Origin of the sequence: Bradyrhizobium nanningense, from assembly GCF_004114535.1 — a bacterium.
GTDB classification, from domain to species: Bacteria; Pseudomonadota; Alphaproteobacteria; order Rhizobiales; family Xanthobacteraceae; genus Bradyrhizobium; species Bradyrhizobium nanningense.
The window spans coordinates 123,181-145,204 of the sequence record NZ_LBJC01000028.1 but is presented as its reverse complement, the minus strand read 5'-3'; the positions used below and the strand labels follow the sequence as shown (position 1 = coordinate 145,204).

Genomic DNA, 22,024 nt, shown 5'->3' with positions numbered 1-22,024 from the left:
CGTCCGCGTTAAACGGCGGCACTTGCGAGGGGCGAGGTCGTGGCCTCGCGCCGGTCGTAACGCACCGTCGGCGTCCGCATCGCGACGATCTCCTCACCGACTGTTGGGTGTACGGCCATGACCGACATCAAGTCTTTCATGGTGGCTCCGCCGCCGACCGCGATGGCTAGCACCTGGATCATCTCGCTTGCCTCTGGAGCGAAGATATGAATCCCGAGGATCCGATCAGACTCGCAATCCACAATCACCTTGAGAAGCGAGGCCTCGCAATCACCCGTCACGGCCGCCTTCAGCGGGCGAAAGCGGACTTTGTAGACGTCCACGGCGAGGTATTGCGCCCTGGCTGCTAGCTCCGTCAAGCCGACAGTGCCGATCTCCGGGCTGGAGAAGACCGCGGTCGGCACATTAGAATAGTCGACCTGCCAAGCATTCTTGCCGAACATGCTGTCGGCAAACGCATGGCCTTCGCGAACCGCGACGGGCGTTAAATTGAACTGGTTAGACACGTCACCTACAGCGTAGATGTTTGAGATATTCGTGCGGGAGTTCGCGTCGGTAACGATTGCGCCATCTGCTTCAGTCTTAACCCCGGCGCGCTCGAGTCCGAGCGAGGTCGTGTTCGGGGTGCGGCCAAAGGCGAGCAGCACCTGGTCGGCCACGAGCCTGCCGCCCTGTTCGGTCGTAACGTTGATCCTTCCTGCATCGTCGCCATCGCCGACGTGCCCGCCACGTCGTTCAAGGCGGCGGATGCTGTCTCCAACCATCAGCTTGATGCCACGGTTTGTGTATGATCCGGCGACCGCTTGACGTACGTCCTCGTCAAAGCCCCGGAGCACATTGCTTCCGCGGCACACGACTGTAACGTCGCTTCCCAATGCGGCAAATAGGCCAGCAAACTCCATCGCGATGTACCCGGCGCCGCCTATGACAAGCCGCCTTGGGAATGTCTTCAAATCAAAGATGTCATCTGAGGTGATGCCGAGTTCGATGCCGTCGAAGTGAGGCAGTTCGGGCCGGGCGCCTGTCGCAATAAGGATTACGCGCGCCCGAACGCGGCGGCCGTTATTAATGAGGCGCACCGTATGCGCATCCTCGAGCACAGCGCGAGACCTCACGACCTCGACGCCCGCACCTTCTTGACCGGCGGCGTAGAGCCTTTCCAGGCGTGTGATCTCTCGGTCCTTCGCAGCGACCAATGACCGCCAGTCGAAATGCGGGGCCGACAAGCGCCAACCGAATTCCGTAGCCTCCTCGAACGTGTCGCGGAAACGGCTCGCGTAGACAAACAGCTTCTTCGGCACACAGCCGCGGATGACACACGTACCTCCCAGCCGGTACTCCTCGGCGAGCATCACTTTCGCGCCATGTCCCGACGCCACGCGCGCTGCGCGGACTCCTCCCGAACCGCCCCCGATCACGAACAGATCGACGTCGAATTCCTTTTCGTGACAGGCTGCTGAATCCTCGGCAGCCGGTCTCGACACGCCTGAGGGGTCTTGCAATGCATTTGTGTCGCTCAAGTCAGGCATCCAAGTCCATTCTTTGAGGGGGGTAAAAGTGCGTGCGCCGATCGCATTGTCCGTGCCCTCGCGTCGGCACGCGCACTCTGGATCCGAACGGTCGTGAGTCCTAGGGCACATGCTGCCACTTCGGACTGGCAGCATCGTGTTTTGGACTTTCGGCTCGGCGTATCCGCGGCTGTCAGCGCAGCCTTGCCACCTTCGCTCAGAAATCACGCCCGCTTCTCGGCTGGACCTCTGTACTCTTGGGGAGAGGTCGCTCTCCACGGAGCTCAGTCGCGTCGACTAGCCGCTCGCAAAATGCCAACTACGAGTGAACGAGGCTGACGCGGAGGCCCCAGCGGGGATTTTGCGTAGTGTAGGCCGTCACCCGAACCTTGGTCTGGATTAAGCTCTCCTGGTCGCCTCGAACAGGAACCATGTGCGACGTTCCGCCTCGTCAATCCAATTGTCGATCAGGCTCGCTGTGGCGACATCTCCATGCTCGTCGCAGACATTGCGAGTCTGCCGCATGCGCTGGGTGAGCGCCAAATTGTCTTCCTTCAGCTCGGCCAACATGTCCTCCGCCGTGACGAAATCGGCATCATTATCCTCGATATGCTTCACTCGGGCGATGTGGCCGATCGAGTGGATCGTTGTGCCGCCGATCTTGCGGGCCCTTTCGGCGATGTCGTCCGTCATCGCGAAAATCTGCCCAGCTTGCTCATCGAGAAGTAGATGATAGTCCCGGAAATGCGGACCCGAAACGTGCCAATGGAAGTTTTTGGTCTTGACGTAAAGCGCAAATACGTCTGCCAGAAGTACAGTTAGGGCAGCCGAAATATCTTTGATGGCATTGGAGCCGAGATTGCTCGGCGTGTCGAGTGGTGCCTCCCGGCGCTTTCTCGCAGTCTCTATACTCATTTTGATCTCTCCTTCAGAGTTGATACGTTTTGTTGTCCCCCGGGGACAGGCAGTTTTGGGCGATAGGCGTTCGCAAGAACTCTGGCCTTTGATATTGGTGCGACATGGTCAGTTCGGCATGACTATCTACGTCGCGCCATGGCGGCTTGCGCCGGGGCTCCCTAGGCCAGATCCTCGACCAGCATCGCCGTGGCGTGCCGCGCAAGAGCCTGGGTGGGGGCGTTGGTGTTGCCGCTGGTGATGTTCGGCATGATCGAGGCATCAATCACCCGGAGGCGGTCAACTCCGCGGACCCTGAGCCTCGCATCAACCACTGCTCGCGGATCCTGGCCCATCCGGCATGTGCCTACCGGGTGCCACATCGTTGTCACTGCCTGCTTCGCCCATGCGCCGATCTCGGTGTCCGACTGGATACTTGGCCCGGGCTCAATCTCTGCCTCGATGATTGGCGCCAACGACTCCTGCGCCATAACCTTGCGAATCGCGCGCACCGATCCCACAACCGCCCTCAAGTCTTCCTCCTCGCCGATGAAGTTCGGGTTGATGAGAGGCATCGATGTCGGATCGCTGTCGGCCAACCGCACCCAGCCGCGGCTCTTGGGCTGAAGCACTACGAGCTCGAAAGTGATGCCGGAGCGGTCTCCCGTGGGGCTGAGTTCCTGGTTCGCAATGATGGGAGCGTGATAACATTGGATCGTGGGTTCTGCGGTAAAGTCGGACGGATTCCAATGCGACACCGTCTCAATGCCGTTGCCAGCTGCTGGGCCATCCTTGGTCACAAAATAGCGCAGGCCCGCTTTGACGCTACCTAGGCCTTGCGCAGCAGCTTGATAGCCAAGATCGCCCTTCACATAGGCACGGACCGGCACCATCGGGTGGTCCTGGAGATTTTCTCCCACCTCCGGAGAGTCGACAATCACCGCGATGCCGTGCTCGCGCAGTTGCTCGGCCGACCCGACGCCAGAGTGCATGAGAATCTTCGGGCTGTGGACGCTGCCAGCCGACAGCACAACCTCCTCGGCCGCGATCCTCTCCAGGGCCTTATCCATGAGCTCGACGCCGACAGCTCGATTGTTCCGGATGAGGATGCGAGCGACGGTCTTGCCGGTGAGAAGGGTCACGCGGCCCGAGGCGAGGTGCGGACGCAGATAGGCATCGACCGCGCTGCACCGCCGCTGATTTCCGACTGTAGATTGCACCGGCGAGACGCCGATCTGTGTTTTGCCGTTATAGTCGGGATTATAGGGAAGCCCATATTCCTGGAAGGCCTTGAGGCAATATTGGTTCAGCTCGTTGATGCCCTTGGGCAACTGAACCGCCAGACCACCATCGATGCCGTGAAATTCGTCGTGGAAAGTGTCGTTATTCTCCTGCGTCATAAAGACGGGGAGCAAGTCACTATACGACCATTTGCCGGTTTCGCCGACCGCGTCTTGCCACGCGGCGTAGTCACGCACTTGACCACGGACGTAGGCCATAGCGTTGATCGAGGAGCCGCCGCCAAGCACCTTGCCTGAGCGATAAGCCAGCTTGATGCCGTGCTGGGGAACCGTCTCGTATTTCCAGACATGCCGGTCCTGGGCTAGTATCTTGGCGAAGCCGCCAGGGATATGAATGAAAGGATCGCGATCCGTGTCGCCCGCTTCGATCAGCGCGATCGAAGCATCAGTGTGTTCGGCGAGATAGCTCGCAACGACGCAGCCGGCCGCGCCTGCGCCAACAATGACGATGTCGTAGGCTCTTTGAGACATCCAGGTCTTTCTCTTTCACGCCATGTCTATGGTTCGGTCAACACTCGTAGCGCCCCAGCGCCATCGCGTTGTCGGATGCCGAGATTAATCAGGCCAATACTTGGAAAATGGCCTTGCAACGTCGCTGAGGGAAATCACCTCTCGCCATAGAGTCGATAGACGATCGTTATTGCCGCTTGCCGCACGACGTGATGCCGAAGCGAGGCATGCCAAGAGGAGCTTCGCAGCTCGAAAGCGTCTCAAAGACTTCTAAGGCGCGTTCCATCGCTGAGTCGGGCAATCAATCCGTCGTTGCTTGCACAACGCGTGTTGCGAAGCAGAAAAATTCAATGGATAGCCAACGGTTCAGCTTCAAGACTCTCAGCTGGACCGTTGGATACTCCAGCAGCCGATCGCAGGATAGAGCAAGCATTTGGTCGGCGCGGTCGCGACGCCAAGCAAAAGCCAGGACTCATTAGGCGGTCCATGCCAGGTTGAAAGCGGGAAGGGGCCGTCGCGAATGCCGAGGCTTCGTGAGCCATGACTAATTCTGAGCTTCCTTGGGAAATTTCAGTAGCACAGCCAAGCCGGGCGCAGCAGCCCTACCGATGCTGAAGGCTGTCTGAAGATTCCAACAAGGTCTTCCTTGTGGCGGCGTGGGCGCGTTTCGTGCGCCGGAGATGGCGAATGTAGTGACCCTGGCGCACGAACTCGGCGGCCGCGAGTTGCACCGCGGTGCATGGTGCCGGCGCGACACGCCGCTACGTCAGCGAATCGGGAGGCGAGTCCTAGCGCGTGATCAGAAGGCCAAGCCGAATGGTCGGACTAATCGTCTTGCTGAAGGAGCCAGTGTGGATGACCCGTCCGTCCCGATTGAGCGACGCGAGCGCGGGCGCGGCCCTGCCAGACCATCCGCGGCGTGCCATGCTCTGTGAGCTAGAGGAGGGCGGCTGCAAGAACGCGCGGAACGAAAATCGCCTTCCGAAGCGAAGGGCGACGTCAATAAGAGCGGGAAGACCAATAAGCCTGGTGCGCGTGCGCTCACGGATTTCGTCATCGGGGAGCTCCGACGTTTGACTTCAAGGAGCATTCCCGCCCGTTATGAATATGATAGCTTTACCGGAGGCGGTCGACGAATTTAATTACCGAACGCAGCGACCAGGGTAGATAGGCCACCGAGTTCGAAGACCTCCTTGCGCCTTTGGCTGGATCAATTACGCGGACGATGTGGCGGCGCTTAAACGCGATTGATCGGAAATATCGTAGAGTGCGAGTCGCGCCCGCCGTAGGGATGAGGAGCAGGGCCATCGAGTCCGCAGAACGGAAAATTGACAGTATGGAGGCCACAGAGCGTGAACTGCTCGCCGAATTGCGGCGGCTGCACCGCTCATTGCGTCTTCGTCCGACTGAAGCGCGCGCTCCGATGGAGCCGCTCTCAGTCGGCCAACGTGTGGCAGACAGGGTCGCAGGCATTATGGGCTCCTGGAAGTTTATCATCGCCCAGACCATTCTCCTCGTTTCATGGGTTTCGATCAATCTAGTCGCAGCGAGAAGTTGGGATCCGTTTCCTTTCATTTTGTTGAACCTCGCGCTCTCGGTCCAAGCTGGCTATGCGGCGCCGATTATCATAATGAGCCAAAACAGGCAGCAAGACATCGATCGAAGAGCGGCAGAAAACGATTATAGGATCAACGTCAAGGCCGAACTCGAAATCGAGCTGTTACACGAAAAGATTGATGAGCTTCGAGCGCGAGAATTCCTCAGACTGACCGAGGCCGTCAAATATCTGACGGATCTGCTTCTGCAAACGAGGCAGACTATTCGAGCGGACTTTGTCTTCCCCCTTGAACAAGAGGTTTCCGCCCCTTAGCCCGGCATCTAAAACTGCCGCGATCACCAGTCGGGCTTTTTGAGACGCACTATCAGACGCCGTGTGGCGACCCGTAGGTTCGAGAAGCGAGCCGTATCGGCCAGGCGGCCAAGACAATGCAAAGGAGGCCACCATGATCACGAGAGGTTTTACCGGTCGAAATTTGGGAAGAGACCAATCCGATCGAATTCCGCCAGGCCAGCACCTCGTGGAGCACTTTCCTGTCCTGACAGCCGGACCGACGCCCCGCGTCCAAACAGCGGATTGGAAGTTCACTCTCAAGATCGGGTCGAAGGCTATTAGGGTTTGGAACTGGAGGGAGTTCAACGCGCTTCCCAAGACCAAGATGACGAGAGACATTCATTGCGTCACATCGTGGTCAAAACTTAACACTGCCTGGGAGGGCGTGATCGTGGATGACATCCTTGCGGATGCCGGCGTGGAAGGCCCCACTGATTTCGTGCTCGCGCACTGCTACGATGGCTACTCTACGAACGTGCCCCTTTCAGATCTTTCCTCCGGAAAGGCCATGATCGCTCTGAGCTACGAGGGGCAACCGATTCCACGCGACCATGGTGGCCCAGCACGACTCCTCGTGCCACACCTGTATTTCTGGAAGTCTGCCAAGTGGGTAAACGGGCTTCAATTTACCGAAAGCGACGAGCTGGGCTTCTGGGAATTGCGCGGCTATCACAAATATGGTGATCCATGGCGCGAGCAGCGGTACGCCAATGACTGAGGCCGGCGCGAGATCGGCGTCTTGGCAGACATGCGCCATCGCCGAAATCATTCAGCAGACGCCGAGCATCAAGAGCTACTTCCTACGGCTCAGCGAGCCATTTGCGCATACTGCCGGTCAACACGTCGATGTACGACTAACGGCGTCAGACGGCTACGTCGCTATGCGCAGTTACTCGATCGCCTCCGCACCGAGCGCCTCGAGTGTCATTGAGCTTACGATCGAACGTCTCCCGGACGGCGAAGTCTCTCCGTTTTTCCATGACATTGCGGCTGTTGGCGACGAAATCGAGCTGCGAGGCCCATTCGGCCGACACTTCGTGTGGCCTGAGCGCGCAACCGGACCAATCCTATTGATCGGGGCCGGGTCCGGTGTCGTACCGCTGATGGCGATGATCCGACAACGCCGCGTCCTGTCGCAGACTGTCGCGACAGCGCTGCTTCTGTCAACCCGGACGAGACGCGACGTGCTGTTCGCCGATGAGTTGCTCGCATCGGAGATGGCTGACCCTAAGTTTATGTTAGCGTTGGCGATTACTCGCGAACGCGCAGAACGCGCCTCCGACTTTGCGCGACGCATCGATAGCGCAATGGTCGCCGATTTGGTTGCCCGGCTTCCTAGCATGCCTACGCACGTATTTGTTTGCGGATCAAACCCCTTCGTCAATGTCGCAAGCGATGCCACCGTAATGGCAGGCTTGGGCGCCGCGGTGATCAAGACGGAACGTTATGGGGGCTAACAACGCCGCTTTTGATGATTTACTCACGATAAAAGGAGGACGCTCTATGGTACCGCAGGACAAGGCATCCAAGGTCCGTGAAGTTGTCGTCGCGAACGATCTCGCTAATCACAGCGCACTGGTTGGCCACGTTGGCGGATCTGAGTTTTCTATCGGCGGTCCGGATGGGGTCGGCCATATATCACCCGGTCCCAATCCTTACGACCTTCTCAGCGCATCTCTCGCCGCTTGCACCGCTATGACCGTTCATTTTCAGGCCCGGCGCCGAAAGCTTCCGCTCGACCGGGTGGAAGTGTGCGTCAGCTTCCATCACGGCGCCCAAGGCGAAAGAGGTACGTTCGAGCGCACGCTCGTGCTGGGAGGAAAACTCGACGCGCAACAGCGCGCATTCTTGCTGGAGGCCGCAAACCTCTGCCCTGTTGGTGAAATTCTCGGCATTAGCGCGAATATTCGTACAAGCGCAGACGCGACTGCTTCCGGTGCAAGCACTCCGGCCAGCTATGAAGATGATCTGGCTGAACTCCGAATCCCTTATATCGATCCGGATTGAGCGTCTCTCGGTATCCGATCGCTAGAAGTGAAGCGCAGCAACAACTAACGTACTCGCTGGGTCTCAGATCGGCGCATTCCGTGACTGGCATGAGACCTAGACCGCTGTTGTAGGACAGTGGTTCGCTCATGTGGAGCGAGAATATGTCAAATTTGTACGTCGGCACTACCGCCAAACTGACGCCCTCCTAATGTCAAGAGTGAGCCGGCCGAATACGGTGAGGATGACCCCAATGCTACTCCAAGATGAGCTCGATGCGCTGAGGGACCAGTGCTATGAAAATACTCCTCCGCGTAGTAGGCGTGTCCGCCAGGAAGCGATCGACGACTTGGTCTCGTCTGGAGTCGCCGAAAGAGCCATTCATGCAGGAGACTATGCTCCCGAATTCCGGCTGCGCGATCCACATGGCAAGACGATTTCATCCGATTCCGTTTCAAACGGTGGCCCAGTCCTCATTGTATTTTATAGGGGGGGATGGTGCCCCTATTGCCGGCTCGATTTGCGCGCGATTCAGGCTGTCGCGCGGGAACTTCGCTCATGGGGTGCGTCGATTATCGCGGTTTCTCAGCAGTCCGCCAACGAGAGCCGCTCCACTGAGCGAGTGAACGGATTATCGTTTCCCAGCCTCGTCGACCGCAGCGGAAAGGTCGCTCGGGCGTTCGGCCTCCGTTGGAAGCTATCCCGGGAGTTGCGCGCCGTCGAAATAGAATGTGGTCTCGACCTCGCCGCCGTGAATGGCGAGCCAAGCTGGACGCTGACAATGCCAGCTCGGTACGTAGTAGGCCCCGAAGGGATCGTCGAATATGCCGATATCAGCGCCGACTACACTCGACGCTGCGATCCAACTGAGCTCTTTCCCGTCCTTAGCCAGATTCGCACACGGCTTGCACACCGATCCCAGCGATAGCCAGCTCCAGATTCCAAAAAGCGTGTCCGATAGTCCATGCACGTCCGACGCAGGTTTCATCGCGCCGGCAGTAGTGGCAACGTGGCTCTAGGATATAGCGCCTCTGCGCGCCGCGTGTTGTTTCATGTCATCACACGTGCTCAAGAGTGACAAGAACAGTTTGCGGTGAACATCCGATGGAGCTCCACCAGGTTCGATATTTTCTAGCTGTTGCAAACACGCTCAACTTCACGCGTGCTGCCGAGATGTGCAACGTCACGCAACCGGCGCTTACCAAAGGTGTGCAGAAGCTCGAGCAAGAGCTCGGGGGGCAGCTTATCTATCGAGAGCGTCAACTCACTCACCTGACTGATTTGGGGAAGGCGGTCTTTCCTATGCTCGAGCGCGCGCTTGCCTCGACGGAAGGTGTTCGACGCCGAGCGCGTGAGTTTCGCCAAAAAAAAGTAGCTCCCTTAACTATCGGTCTTGCGCCATCCATTTCCGCCTCACTTGTTCTTGAGCCTATCGCCGAGATTCGCAAGGTCGTCCAGGGCCTCAACGTTGAACTTCGAGAAGAGTCGCCAAGCCGCCTGGTAGAGCTTCTGCTAGAGGGGGTAGTAAATCTCGCCTTGGTTGGTGATCTCGAAGATAAGCCAGACCGAATTGACGATTGGGCGCTCTTCGAAGAGCGTTATGTCGCGGTGCTCTCTCCGTCGCACGAACTCGCGGGCCTTCCGGTGATCGGAATGAAAGCGCTTCGCGAAGCCATTATTCTGGATCGCTTAGACTGTGACGTAGCTCCGAAAGTTCACCGTCTCTGCTTTCCAGACGCCCTGCCGCATTACAATCATCGCAGCAGCCGGGACCTGCACTTGCAACATTTGGCGGCCGCGGGGTTCGGAATCGTCCTCGCTCCGGAGCATATGCCCCGATTACCTTCCCTAAAGGCTCTTCCAATCGAGGGAGATCCGGTATGGCGTGAGGTAAGGCTACTCGCGGTGCAGGGGCGCCGTTACTCACCTGCGCTTGACGCATTTGTAAAAGTTGCGCGGCTGCGCGACTGGTCTCTTCCCGCGGGGTCTCCTCTTCAAACCGAGCAACGCGGCCACCTCGAAGCAAGCGGTATGGTCGCGCGGCTCGCATCGCCCATTTCTTGAGATGTCTGGTGTGCAGATGAACATCGAATTGAATTTAGCCAAAACCCTCAATCAGGTGCGTAGCAAGCTTCTGGCTGGACTCAGTAACACGGATCGGGAGGCGTACACCCATCTCGTCGATTGGCTTCGCAAGACTGATGTCGCGTCGGGCGCATTGCAGGTTGGCGATACGGCGCCGGATTTTCTTCTGCCTGATGTGCATGGACGACTTCATTCGTCCGAACACCTTCGGGGTGACGGGCCGCTTGTAGTGAGCTTCTATCGTGGTGGATGGTGCCCATTCTGCAATGCAGAGCTTCGCGCTCTTCAGGCGGTCAGGGCTGAATTTGATAGTCTAAAGGCGAACCTTGTTGTGCTGTCGCCCGAGACCGGTGATTTGCCGAGGCGTCTGAAAAGGGAGTTGAGCCTTGATCTGACGGTGCTCGCGGACGTCGACCATGCCGTGGCTATATCCTACGGCGTTTTATTTCGTCTACCCGACGAAACAAAGGCGCACTACGCGCGGCAAGGTTACGACTTTGGGCGCCGTCACGGGTCGACCGAGTGGATGCTGCCGATCCCGGCGACTTTCGTGGTCGATCAAGGTGGCATCGTCAGAGGCGCATTCGTCGAGCCCGACTTTACGATCCGCCAAGAACCGTCAGACATCCTCAACAAGCTTCGCCAGCTTGCGGGATCCCAGTCCGACGAGCCGTCTCTATTCCACGAATGACGTCGGCTAGAGGACATCTTCGTGTTCCATTCCACCAACTGGGATCGCGTGTTTCTGGCAGGCCCGTTGCCAAAATAGACGTCGGAAATTGCTTAGTCATGCACTGCTGAGCTTGATGCGCCCAATCCAGACCTCGGGTCGAAGCCACTCACTCTTACCGCAGATATACGAGAGATGAGTTACCAATCTCGAGCGGCAGAGGTTGAAAACTGATCAAGCGGGCTTAGGTCGTAACCACCACGTTTGTTGCTGCCGGCAACTGATAGTTGTACCATCCATCGTCGGATGGACGAAAGCTCACACGTACGTATTTTCGCGGTAGCTCTCATGCAGGGTTGATGCTGCCTGTTTGCGCAGCACGTTGATCTTTCGCTGCCGCTCGATGGCATCGATTCCATAACCAAAGATCATTGGTCCATCGAGTTTGGCCGCAATACTTTCATTGGAATTCGGAAGATGACGACCCGCCGGACAAAAGCAGGTGGACGATGATGCAGACGTTGTGACGCACCAGTCGGCTTGCGCGGATAGTCGACGCCATCCCGATCGTCCGACCACATCCTATCAGGCCTGCCGCGGATAACCTGGGAAAATACCCTTGCTTCTGCATGGGGCTGTCGAACAGGCCCCGTCGTCACACGTTTTCAGCCCGCACAGGAACAATCATGATCAACGGAACTACGATGACCAACGGAATCACGATGACCAATACGGTGATCGAATGTATCCTGAGCCGAAGCGCCGCCAAGTATTACGACCCGGCCGCCACTTTGAGCGACGACCAAATCCGCGAACTGGTGCGAATCGGCACCACGGCGCCGACATCTTTCCACTTGCAGAACTGGCGCTTCATCGCCGTGCGGACGCCGGAAGCCAAGGCTCGGTTAAGTCCGATCGCTTGGAGTCAGCCCGCGATCACCGAAGCGGCGGTTACCTTCATCGTCTGCGGCCAATTGGCCGATTCTAGTGTTGTACCAGAGCGTCTGGCGCCGCTCGTGGAAGCGGGGATCATGCCGCCGGAGATGGTGCCGGAATGGGAAACCCCAGCTCGCGATCTTTACATGGAGTACCCGCAGCGCCAGCGCGACGAGGCAGTGCGCACGGGCACTTTCGGTGCGGCGGCGATGATCTATGCAGCCCGTTCGCTGGGCCTCGGTTCGACGCCGATGATCGGCTTTGATGCCGAAGCGGTGCACCGCGAGTTCGGACTGGCTAAGGACGAAGTGCCGGTCATGTTGTTATCCGTAGGGGCGGAGCGTGCGGGAAATTGGCCGCAGAAGCCGCGCCGACCGGTAGCCGATGTGCTGGATTTCGTGTGATTGCCAGCGGCGGAGACTACGGTGCCCAGGACAGCAGCTCTAAAGTTCGGAACAGGTTCCGGCCGAATCCAGGCTGACTCTCGATGCGTTCGCCAAGAACATCGGGTTCACCTCAAATATGCTGGCGACCTTCGCGCAGAGCCCGATCGCGTTCAACGCCTGGGCCAACCTGCTTGGCTCGTTGAGCAAGGCGCTCGACGTGAAGACTCGTGACAGTATCGGCCTCGCTGTCTCCGAAGTGAACGGCTGCAACTATTGCTTAACCGTTCACAGTTTTACGGCCGAGCACATGGCTAAGCTGTCCGCTGGTGAAATCGTTCTCGCTCGGAAGGGTCATTCCACCGACCCGAAGCGGGAAGCCGCCGTCCAGTTTGCGCGCAAGGTAATCGAGGCTAGAGGCAATGTCGATGACGCCGATCTGAAAGCCGTTCGCGAACGTCGGCTACACGGACGCGAACGTCACGGAGATCGTCGCTCTGGTGGCCATGTACTCCCTGACGAACTTTTTCAATAACGTGTTCGATCCCGAGAAGGACTTCCCCGTCGTTAAGCCGGCCGGCTCGCTTTGAACGCTGTCCGGTGTTTCCGAGGGAACCGTTAAGCTTTCATGTGATGCGGGCCAGCGCCAAAAGCCCGGATGCGCCAAGGACCAAAAGCCCGGATGCGCCAAGGAAAAGTCTTGGGAACGCGTCCGGGCTTTTCGACGCCCGAGGGCAGGTCGGTGGGGCGTCGCTGCCGTTGTTCATTGGAGACCTAGCCTGGTGGGCGAAGCGGCAAGGGCTCGGACAAGATAACGGGAGCGGCCTTACTGGAAAATGTCCGGGGGAACGACGCGACGCGGCCTGAGGGCGACGGGGCTGCAGACGTGCGCATCGGAGAACGGACATTCAAGATCAGCAGGCAGTTCGTTGAGGACTTACGTCGCGAGCCGCTGTCGGACGACATCGCATCGCCGCGAAAGCCTCTTCTCATCTCACAAGCCCGCGCGACGAGAATGTCGGCATCGCGAGGGGACTACCGAAGTATTCCTGACGGCGAGGCACCCCAAGAGCTTCATCTCCCTGAACGCGGCAGACCACTTATTTCCGTGTCGTGTCCAAGGGGTAGGCACGCTCAAGGAATCACATTGCGCGAAGCCAGAGCCATGTTCAGGAACCGGCCTTTCACAGACTGAGGGCGCGTCGACAAACATCTCGACGCCAAGCCACGGGCTAGCCCGCTCGGGCTCCTGGACGGGGCAGTGTCAGCCTTGGAGGGGCTCGCTGGCCTTAACGTCTGCGTAATACTGAGGCGCCTCGCGACGGTCGTATTTTCCATAGTCGCGCACGATCCGCACTCTCCGAACCCTCGCCTTGTCATTCAGTGCTGAGGAGTCTTCGTAGGCCTGCGCTGCAGCTGCGTCCTTCCAGGATATGAGCAGAACTAGGTCGCTGGGCGTGAATAAGGCCTCGAAGACGTCCCAGGACACAGTACCGGCGGCCCACGGATTGAGGCCGAGCCACTCGGCGCAATCGTACGGGTTCTCGGTCCTCTTCCATTCCATCGGGCGAGAGGCGTTAATCAGCGTGATCGTCGTTCCCTCGCCGACTTCGGTCTCTTCGAGCCTCTGCTCCGCGAGGGCGTATCCCGGTGGCACTTGATTGTCAGCGGTGATCTGTCCGACGCGCACGTGGTAGTCGGCGAGGATTTCATTGCGGCCCTTCTGCTCGACCTCGTGATGGCGCATGTGGGTGCGCCAGCGCACGAGCGACTTCTCGTCTCGCCAGGCCGAATGCGAAAGTATCCATCCCTCGCGAGTGAGGCTCTTGTACCGGACGTCGTCGATGAAGCCCTCAATCTGCTGCAGCTCGGGACCCAGTATCTTTGAGTGGTCGAGGTAGTCATCGAAACTCCCTTTATTTGGGAGCGCCTCGAAAATCACTGAAAACATGGTCGTATCACCCTCTTAGAGTGTTGCGACGTGGTCGATCTGGATGTCGAAGTGGCCCGGCGAGACCCTACGCTCGCGATTCTAATTGCAGCGAGCTGTGCGTCACCGACCGCAGCCTCACGACCGCGCTCATTGCGACAGCGTTTATTGATAGAGAATCGACTCGTAAAGTTATGATTTCGATAACCGCGTGTAATACAAGCGGCCCAGAGGGTAGGCGCATGACTTATCGCGGTTGCGGAAAATCGCCCTTGACGCGTCTCACGGCGGGAAGTGCTGCACTGTCGCCGTGGCGAGGGCTCCGGCACGGCTCTCGATACCAGCCCGTGTGGGCTTGGACCGATCTCGAGTTCAAGTAACTGGCCGCTATACCGGCGTCGTCTGGACATCATCAGCTTCCACCCGCTGACGATTCCTCTTCGGCGCACGAAGCAGCTCTTGTACCGCGCTCGACTTTGTCGCTGCGTCGATGGCATCGATTCCATAACCAGAGATCATTGGATGATCGAATTTTGCGTCGTAGTTTCGGCGGTATGAGGGGCATTCAGAAACTGACCACATACCACGCTCGAAGAGGTGGACGATGAAAGCGATAGTGGTGACTAGCCAGGATGCGGGAACAGCTGAAATGAAGCTGGTGGAGCGGCCCGAACCGAAGGCGGCGATAAACGACGTTGTCGTTCAGGTTCATGCGTCCGGGTTCGTCGGAACCGAGTTGACGTGGCCCTCGACCTGGACAGATCGCCTCAATCGCGACCGAAAGCCGTCGATCCCTGGGCACGAACTAGCCGGAGTGGTCACCGGGCTTGGCTATGGGACGACGGGGCTGTCGGTGGGACAGAGAGTGTTCGGCCTCGCCGACTGGTATCGCGACGGCACCCTGGCGGAGTACGTAGCAGTCGAAGCACGCAATCTCGCCCCGCTGCCGGGCGACGTCGAGTTCTCTGTGGGTGCGAGCCTGCCGATCTCAGGCCTGACCGCATGGCAGGGACTGTTCGAGCACGGCCGCCTTCGCTCCGGGCAGAGCGTGCTAGCGCACGGTGCGGCCGGAGCAGTCGGCTCAATCGTGACCCAGCTTGCCCGTGAGGCGGGCGCCTACGTGATCGGCACCGGACGCGCGGCCGACCGTCAGAAGACGCTCGATTTCGGCGCACAAGAGTTCGTTGACTTGGAGAACGACGCTCTGGAAGATGTTGGCGGCGTCGATTTGGTATTCGATCTCATCGGCGGCGACATCGGAAAGCGGTCCGCGCGCCTGGTTCGAGCCGGAGGAACGCTGGTTTCCATCGTCGGGCCGAGCGAGGCACTGCCCGCGGATGGTTTGGCAGTCGACTTCGTTGTCGAGTCCGATCGTGTCCAACTCGGCGAAATCGTCCAGCGGGTGCGGGACGGACGACTGCGGACGAACATCGGTGTCGTCTCGACTCTCGATGACGCCGTCACCGCCTTCAATCGGACCAAACGAATCACCGGGAAGACGATCATTCGAGTTCGTCCGTGAGCGACACGCGCCTATCGATGCGCGGCGGATTACCTTCGAGGAAGCGGAAGCACGTAAGCCGGTTTGACCGGCGCATTCGCGAGCCACGTCATCTCGCACCAACCGAACGGCTATAGCCCTAGATTGCTCGATCGAGCTGAAAGCATAAAAGGAATGAATAATGGCAGTCGCGACGTGGAACGGCGCACTGATCGCGGAATCGGACAAGACCATTGTAGTCGAAGGCAATCACTACTTCCCGCCCGATTCCGTTAATACTCAATATCTTAGGCAGAGTACGAGGACCAGCCGGTGTCCATGGAAGAGCTTTGCGAACTACTATTCGCTTATCGTCGGTGGTAAGACTAATGAAGATGCAGCATGGTATTACGCCGAGCCCACCAATGAAGCTGCCGCAATTAAAGGCTACATCGCATTTTGGAAAGGTGTGGATGTAAAGTAATGGACTGACCACCGTCGGCCAAACGCGAATAAGGGGGCGCGGCAAAGACAGTGCTGAGATTGACGCTACTTTGGACCAACCAATGGCGTCGCTCACCTCTGGTCGAATGGCGGCCAACCGGTCGGACGGGCGGGCTCGACGGAGTTCGTCAGCCTCGGTCAATTCGATGGTCCGGGAATTAGTCGTGATGTGGCGGCTAGCGACCCACTCGCCCGAGCAGGTCAAGCGATATCTCGATGGAAGCCGATAGCTCGCGCTCTTGAGCCAAGGTCACGCCGCGCAGGATGCAGGCTTCTTCGTCGACTCGCACCGCGGCTCGTGCTCTAAATTGGGCGGTAGGTCACTCTATGTCGCCTCGATCTCACTGTCGCTGGCTGGTCTGTTCAGCCCGATACGGCGCGAGGCGTATTTCTTGCGATCGAATCGGCAACAGGACGCCGCGCTCGAATCGACACGAGCCTCATATAGTATTCCGCATGTCGAGGTTTGCTCGCTGCGCGGCGCTCATCTCGGGCGTCCGGAGAACTAAGGTCATTAGCAGGACCGCAGCGGTGAGAACCCAATAATACCAGACCTCAAGCGCCGTAAAATGGAAAACGGTGCGGGCGGTGATAGAGGTGATTCCCAATCCGCCGTCCGCCGAGGTATGCAACCAGTAACTGATGAGCTGGACGAGTCCCGTGGCGCGCTTCGTTAAGGTCGGCAGCAGCAATGCGGTGAACCGCGCCGCTACCCAAAACCACAGCGCGACGGGACTGCCCTTGCCTAGCTTCAGCCGGCATGGCGCGACCATCAAGACGATGGCAACAGGATAGTCGATTAGGTAGGTGTGAATAATTCTTGTGATGAAGAGAAAGGGCATGACGAAACTCCTGCATCCTGGGCTGCTCGATCGAATTCTTGGACATCGAGGGTAGGGCCGCGCATACGAACGTCGGATCGTTCGATGAGCCCCGTGCTGCCACCAATTATCGATGAGGTGTATGAGGAGGGTATTCCCGTCTGCGAGCTGTTAGAAATGCCGGATCGCTATCATTTTCATTCTCTCCAGCGCCAGGGTTTGGAGCTTTCAAATGCAAAGACCCCCGAGCGGGAGATCAGAGAGGCGCTCGAATCGGGAATCTTTCATTTCGAACGTTCTTCGCTTGCGCCGGGACATGCGTGCCTAGGCCAAGCATTATGCCATAGGCGGTCCGCTCAATGGATCTCTCTCTCTCTCTCTCTCTCTCTCAATCGACGTTCTGAGCTCGCAGTCAAAATCGCGCGAGCGCAATCACGACTGGAGAGCCCATCAATGCGACGCGCATTTGCCCGGACGGCCTTGTGAGCCTTGTCCGCGGTGGGCGAATTGCCTGGCGCCCGCATCACTTCCTTATTGCAACCGAGATTGCGCTTGAAGTGGCCGTGCACACGGTCGACGTTGAACGCCTTCAGCCTGTTGGATCCCGAGCAGAGGCTCAGCTTTCAAACGAACACGTTTGCAGCGCCCCACCCAGTCGTGCACGCTAATTCGCCTTCAGCGTTCAGCTGATTTGGCGAATGCTTTGGCCGCATCAACATACGAAGCTTTATCAGCTCTCCGTTCGTACTCGTCGGCAAGGGCCTTGATCTGACTCGCAATCGCTGAGTCTGTCATGGTTTGGGCTGCGCGGAGCAGAGTCCGTGCCGTCTCCAAATATGCCTTAGCTCGTTGTGAGATCTGGACCATCACAAAGCCCTCGCCCAGTTCTCGGGCGGCTGGTTGAAGGTAATCTGGTGGCAGTCCACCCCATTGCGGTCACTTGGGTTGGCAGCTCTGAAGCAATCGATGTAGTTCTTGCAACAAATAGCCGTTCGCCTCGAGTAGCGCCAGACGGGACCAAAGTTGCCGTTAAAATGTGTGCATCGCGCGCTGCTGACAGATCCAAGACGTGCGGAGCAGTTAACCATCGTCGTCTCCTAAGCCTAACATCAGCAATGACGCTCGACACAGTTTTGCGGGGATTTGGAGATCCCTTCGAGCGAAATCGTTTTTCTGTTCATCACTACCGTCGCCGAGGACGCCCGTTTCTCTCAATTGGTCCGAGAGTTTATTTAATGGGCGTCGTAAGAGGATTGTCATTGGTGTCGAGAATGAAAACAGCGAGCAGTTTTGCCGGCTCGGTCTTGCTCGCGTTGCGGCTGATCGAATGGACCGCCCCCGGAGTTTCAGACCAGCTCTCGCCGGCTCGATAGACGCGCGTCTCGCCGTCATTCACCTGCGACTCGATCGCGCCCGAGATCACGTAGGCGTAGATGAAAGCTGACTTCGCGTGGGTGTGGGACGGAGAGGCCGCGCCCGGCGCGTAATCGACCTCCACTGCGAGCAGCGACTTGCCACTGATGTTGGGAATGGCCGCCTCGAACTTCTTCGTGACAGTTTCCGTTTTGCTGTCATGGCCCGACACCGGGGTGGCTAGTATGCCGAGGGCCGCGCAGATAGTAGCGATGATGGTGCGGGTCTTCATGGGTTTCTCCTTCTTTCGTTAGATCGGTTTCGTTTCCGCGCCGACGGGTCAGTCGAGCAGGATGAAGTCCATATTGGGCCCCGGCCACGACCGTGGCGCCTTCGCTCACCATGTGGAATCCCGACAACGGGCCTCGGACCGCATTGCTGAGGAAGCCGAGCAGAGCGATCGCGAAGAGCGACCCGGCCGCGGGACCGCGCCCTTCACGCCAGACGCGATTCACAGCGCGTCGGGATCGACGGGGGTGCGAACGAGAGGCACAACGGCGCGCTCGCCAGAGTCGTGCCCAGCGCCAGGAACAACAGGATGGGAAGAAGTATGGCCGTCCAACAAGTCGCGTTCGAGTCGACGCGGGAGCGCGATGACGTAGCCCAACGCGAGGGCGGCGCTGCCACCGAGCAGTGGCGAGCGCCGGCCGTACCGGTGGCAAAGCATGCCGGCGAGCAGCGAGGTTACGGTAACCAACACGGGGAATGAAGGCTAGGCCTGCCATTAGCGTCGGCAGGTGTGCGACCCGGATCATCACAACGGGATCAACGTTAGCATGATAGCGACCGTCTGGAGGAGCGCAGTGAACAAGCTCGGGCCGACGACCGGCCGGGGGCGGATCATCCGTCATATAAGACTCACAGTCTTATTCCCTTGTTCTCTAGTCACGAAACCGCCGTAATGACGCCCTCCACTTCTAATCTCAATCGAAGATACCTGGTGAAGCGCCTGACATCTCTTGGGCGATGCTACGCCAGCGGCATTTCACTTGGGAATTACCTGGCTGTTATGGTTTCCATTCCCACGCGTTCACCGCGGTGATGAAGTGTCGACGGCGTGCGCAAAGACGGCTGCTGCTCTGGTCTCCCGTTGGTTGAGGGCGTGCGGCCTCCCCGCAGCGCACTTGCAAGATCAGGCCGGTCACGCATCACGCGAATTGCTGTCGGGCAACACCGCTAAAACATCATCCACGCCAGGAGCAGATAAGCACGCGTTAGGCGCAGGCCGCGACGGGATTGATCGCCAGTAAGGCGGCCGAACGGGCTTATAACCTTTTGCAGATACCGCCAGTCGCATTTCTCCCCACGGCATTACGCGACGCCGCTGCCGGCGATAAACGATCCTCTATCGAAACTATAGCGAGAGGTGATTTGGATTGCCGGACTTCCGACGTCATTCTCGGAAATGTCGTTGTCGACCATCGGCGCCGCGATTGATACGCGATGCCCGTTTCGAGAAGCTAGACTCCCGCTATTCGAAGCAACGACGGAATTGAGTCTCGCGCCTCGGGGATTAACAAAGTCCCTTATTCCCAGATGCGAGAGCCGTTCTTTTGGGGAACTGCGGACGCTTCAAGTGCCCGGCAGTTCAAACAACGAGATCAATCGTAATGCTGCAAAATGGCGATGTCTTTCCCTCTCTTGCTTTTGCTCGCGTCGGTGGCGGCGAAATTCATTTACCTGTCGATTTGGCGGGTTCGTTCGGCGTGGTTCTGTTCCACCGCGGTTACTGGTGTCCGTACTGCAACACCCAGCTTGCCGCTTTCGCGCGAGCTGCGGACAAATTCGCTGCGGAAAACATCAAGGTTGTCTCGGTATCGGTAGACGATCGAGAAAAATCGGAGATGCTTGTCGAAAAGCACAAGCTCGGCTTTCCGGTCGCTTATGCCGCCAATGCGCGGGCGGTTTCTGCGGTTACCGGCGCCTTCGTCAATGACGATCCCGTCTGCCTCCAGGCAACCGGCTTCGTCCTCAATCCCGAAGGCCGGGTGCTGACGGCCGTCTATTCGACTCGCGCGATCGGCCGTCTGATGCCCGACGAGGTGCTCAGTTTTGTTCGCCACCTCAAGTCCTTGGCAAAGAATTGACGACCGGCGGCAGATTAGCGGGGAGCTCGTTGAATGGCACAGCCCTTTGTAGAGCCGTGCAGCTGCGGTGTTATCGACGCGGAATCGTGCCCGAGAGAGCTTGGGCGGGCAGGGCCGGGTCGGCACCGGGGCATGGTGCTGGTCGCCTGTGTGCTCGCTTCCTCGATGGCCTTCATTGATGCGACAGCGCTGCCCGTTGCGTTACCGAGATTGCGCGCTGATCTGGGCGCGGGCCTCGCCTCCGTCCAATGGGTTCTCAACGGGTATATGCTGGCACTTGCCTCACTGACATTGATCGGCGGCGCGCTTGCCGATGTCTACGGCAAAGCGCGCATACTTGCGGTCGGTTGTGTCCTGTTCGGTCTGGCGTCCGCGGCTTGCGCTCTGGCGCCTTCATCCGCTTGGTTGATCGCCGCCCGCGTCGTTCAGGGAGCGGCCGCTGCAATCGTAACCCCTGCCAGTCTCGCCCTGATCGGGGCAACATATCCGCGCGCCGAGCGAAATCGCGCAATCGGCGTATGGGCTGCGGCATCGGCTCTCACCACGGCCGGAGGTCCTGTCGTGGGCGGCTGGCTGACCGAGATCATGGGCTGGCCATCCGTGTTCTGGATCAACCCGCCACTCGCGCTCGTAGCAGTGGGAGCTCTGGTGGCCTTCGCGCCCAATGATGTCCGCATCCAGCGCCGGTTCGACGTGATCGGCGCCGCGATCCTTGCTTCGGCGCTCGGGGCGCTCGCCTGGGCGCTCAGCCAGGTCGGACCTAGTGAAGCTCAAGGCGGCGCGGATGCTCCGGTCCGGACAGGCACGCCGCTCGCGATTGCCGCCGGGCTCGGAATTGTCGGGCTAGCGGTCTACGTGTTCTGGGAATTCAGAAGCGAACACCCGATGACGCCACCCCGCCTTTTTGAGAACCGCGCCTTCCTCGGGCTGAACGTCGCAACTTTGATGATCTATACGGGCATCTCGATCATGTTCTTCCTGTTACCCTTTGATCTCATCGATCGTCGCGCCCTATCATCGACCAATGCCGGGCTGGTTTTCCTGCCCTTCACGCTGGGCGTGGGCCTTCTGTCGAGTGTACTCGGTGGGTTGGCCGACAAGATCGGCGCGCGGACCATGCTCGTCACGGGGCCGGCAGGTGCCGCACTGGCATATGTTTGGATGGCGCTCGGTCAGAAAGAATCCCTGATGATTGACGTTATCATACCCATGGCGCTGCTTGGCCTGTCCTTCGCTGTGCTCGTGGCACCGCTCACAGCGTCCGTTATGTCGAGCGTTGACCAGATGACCGAAGGGCTCGCCTCCGGCATCAACAATGCGACGAGCCGGATCGCTCAGCTTATCGGCGTGGCACTTGCCGCCGGCGTCGCGTCTTTCGACTCCGGATACGAGCTCGGTCTCGTCATAGCCGCCGCGATCTCGATTGGAGGAGCCCTCACGGCCGCAATCACCCCGACGCAGGACGCAACCTTCTAGGCGTATGCGATGCGACCGATCGTCATGCGAGCATAATTGAAGAAATGTTCTGGCTGTTTAGCGGGTGTTCCGACATTAGGGTGACGTATAAACGAAGCAACGGCGACCTCATTTCCAATTCTCGATGCCACGTCTGATCTGGAGTCCAGAAACTCTGCCGAGGCCTCATCGAAAGTTACGTTTGTCCGCGACGGAGAAATCGCCCAGCA

The 22,024-nt window shown here is 58.8% G+C and carries 18 protein-coding genes and 1 pseudogene; 13 read left to right on the top strand and 6 right to left on the bottom strand.

What is annotated here, in order from left to right; genetic code table 11:
• Positions 1-8 precede the first annotated feature (8 nt).
• From gorA to XH84_RS23660, 3 genes are all read right to left on the bottom strand, one after another.
• Entirely contained in the window at positions 9-1,484 is a 1,476-nt protein-coding gene (gene gorA / locus XH84_RS23670; RefSeq protein ID WP_245471836.1) for a glutathione-disulfide reductase, read from the bottom strand.
• Positions 1,485-1,907: 423 nt separating this feature from the next.
• Positions 1,908-2,423, bottom strand: coding sequence for a Dps family protein (locus XH84_RS23665; RefSeq protein WP_128921341.1), 516 nt, complete (start codon positions 2,421-2,423; stop codon positions 1,908-1,910).
• 161 nt (positions 2,424-2,584) lie between these two features.
• Complete coding sequence (locus XH84_RS23660) at positions 2,585-4,174, bottom strand: GMC family oxidoreductase (protein ID WP_128921342.1); 1,590 nt, start codon at positions 4,172-4,174, stop codon at positions 2,585-2,587.
• A gap of 1,315 nt (positions 4,175-5,489) precedes the next feature.
• Between XH84_RS23660 and XH84_RS23650 the strand changes: the two genes are divergently transcribed.
• From XH84_RS23650 to XH84_RS23610, 9 genes and pseudogenes are all read left to right on the top strand, one after another.
• Positions 5,490-6,023 carry a DUF1003 domain-containing protein gene (locus tag XH84_RS23650; RefSeq protein ID WP_245471829.1) on the top strand — a complete coding sequence of 178 codons (534 nt, stop codon included), beginning with the start codon at positions 5,490-5,492 and terminating at the stop codon, positions 6,021-6,023.
• Between the two features lie 133 nt (positions 6,024-6,156).
• Entirely contained in the window at positions 6,157-6,762 is a 606-nt protein-coding gene (locus XH84_RS23645; RefSeq protein WP_128921343.1) for a sulfite oxidase-like oxidoreductase, read from the top strand.
• Positions 6,755-7,501 (top strand): FAD-binding oxidoreductase, encoded by a 747-nt coding sequence (locus XH84_RS23640; protein WP_128921344.1) that lies wholly within the window; start codon positions 6,755-6,757, stop codon positions 7,499-7,501. The genes XH84_RS23645 and XH84_RS23640 overlap by 8 nt, the downstream gene beginning before the upstream one ends.
• Before the next feature lie 46 nt (positions 7,502-7,547).
• Positions 7,548-8,051 (top strand): OsmC family protein, encoded by a 504-nt coding sequence (locus XH84_RS23635; RefSeq protein ID WP_164936493.1) that lies wholly within the window; start codon positions 7,548-7,550, stop codon positions 8,049-8,051.
• A gap of 190 nt (positions 8,052-8,241) precedes the next feature.
• Complete coding sequence (locus XH84_RS41920) at positions 8,242-8,958, top strand: peroxiredoxin-like family protein (protein ID WP_430641943.1); 717 nt, start codon at positions 8,242-8,244, stop codon at positions 8,956-8,958.
• 176 nt (positions 8,959-9,134) lie between these two features.
• Entirely contained in the window at positions 9,135-10,094 is a 960-nt protein-coding gene (locus tag XH84_RS23625; protein ID WP_128921347.1) for a LysR family transcriptional regulator, read from the top strand.
• Between the two features lie 16 nt (positions 10,095-10,110).
• The gene (locus XH84_RS23620) at positions 10,111-10,806 is read left to right on the top strand and encodes a peroxiredoxin-like family protein (protein ID WP_245471827.1); all 696 of its coding nucleotides are present in this window, start codon (positions 10,111-10,113) and stop codon (positions 10,804-10,806) included.
• Between the two features lie 665 nt (positions 10,807-11,471).
• Positions 11,472-12,125: a nitroreductase family protein gene (locus XH84_RS23615; protein WP_245471826.1), complete on the top strand. Its 654-nt coding sequence runs from the start codon at positions 11,472-11,474 to the stop codon at positions 12,123-12,125.
• A gap of 21 nt (positions 12,126-12,146) precedes the next feature.
• Positions 12,147-12,694: pseudogene (locus XH84_RS23610) on the top strand (carboxymuconolactone decarboxylase family protein).
• A gap of 674 nt (positions 12,695-13,368) precedes the next feature.
• Here XH84_RS23610 and XH84_RS23605 read toward each other — a convergent pair.
• On the bottom strand, positions 13,369-14,055 hold the full coding sequence (locus XH84_RS23605; RefSeq protein ID WP_128921349.1) for an antibiotic biosynthesis monooxygenase family protein: 687 nt from the start codon (positions 14,053-14,055) through the stop codon (positions 13,369-13,371).
• 583 nt (positions 14,056-14,638) lie between these two features.
• Here XH84_RS23605 and XH84_RS23600 point away from each other — a divergent pair.
• Complete coding sequence (locus XH84_RS23600) at positions 14,639-15,556, top strand: NADP-dependent oxidoreductase (protein ID WP_128921350.1); 918 nt, start codon at positions 14,639-14,641, stop codon at positions 15,554-15,556.
• A gap of 160 nt (positions 15,557-15,716) precedes the next feature.
• Positions 15,717-15,998, top strand: coding sequence for a DUF427 domain-containing protein (locus XH84_RS23595; RefSeq protein ID WP_128921351.1), 282 nt, complete (start codon positions 15,717-15,719; stop codon positions 15,996-15,998).
• Between the two features lie 460 nt (positions 15,999-16,458).
• On the opposite strand, the gene XH84_RS23590 is transcribed toward XH84_RS23595, so the two are convergent.
• Positions 16,459-16,860 carry a hypothetical protein gene (locus XH84_RS23590; RefSeq protein ID WP_128921352.1) on the bottom strand — a complete coding sequence of 134 codons (402 nt, stop codon included), beginning with the start codon at positions 16,858-16,860 and terminating at the stop codon, positions 16,459-16,461.
• 1,207 nt (positions 16,861-18,067) lie between these two features.
• Positions 18,068-18,484 carry a cupin domain-containing protein gene (locus tag XH84_RS23580; RefSeq protein WP_128921354.1) on the bottom strand — a complete coding sequence of 139 codons (417 nt, stop codon included), beginning with the start codon at positions 18,482-18,484 and terminating at the stop codon, positions 18,068-18,070.
• A 1,378-nt stretch (positions 18,485-19,862) separates the two neighbouring features.
• Here XH84_RS23580 and XH84_RS23575 point away from each other — a divergent pair.
• Entirely contained in the window at positions 19,863-20,339 is a 477-nt protein-coding gene (locus tag XH84_RS23575) for a peroxiredoxin family protein (protein ID WP_206734163.1), read from the top strand.
• 132 nt (positions 20,340-20,471) lie between these two features.
• Entirely contained in the window at positions 20,472-21,815 is a 1,344-nt protein-coding gene (locus XH84_RS23570; protein ID WP_245471825.1) for an MFS transporter, read from the top strand.
• Positions 21,816-22,024 lie beyond the last annotated feature (209 nt).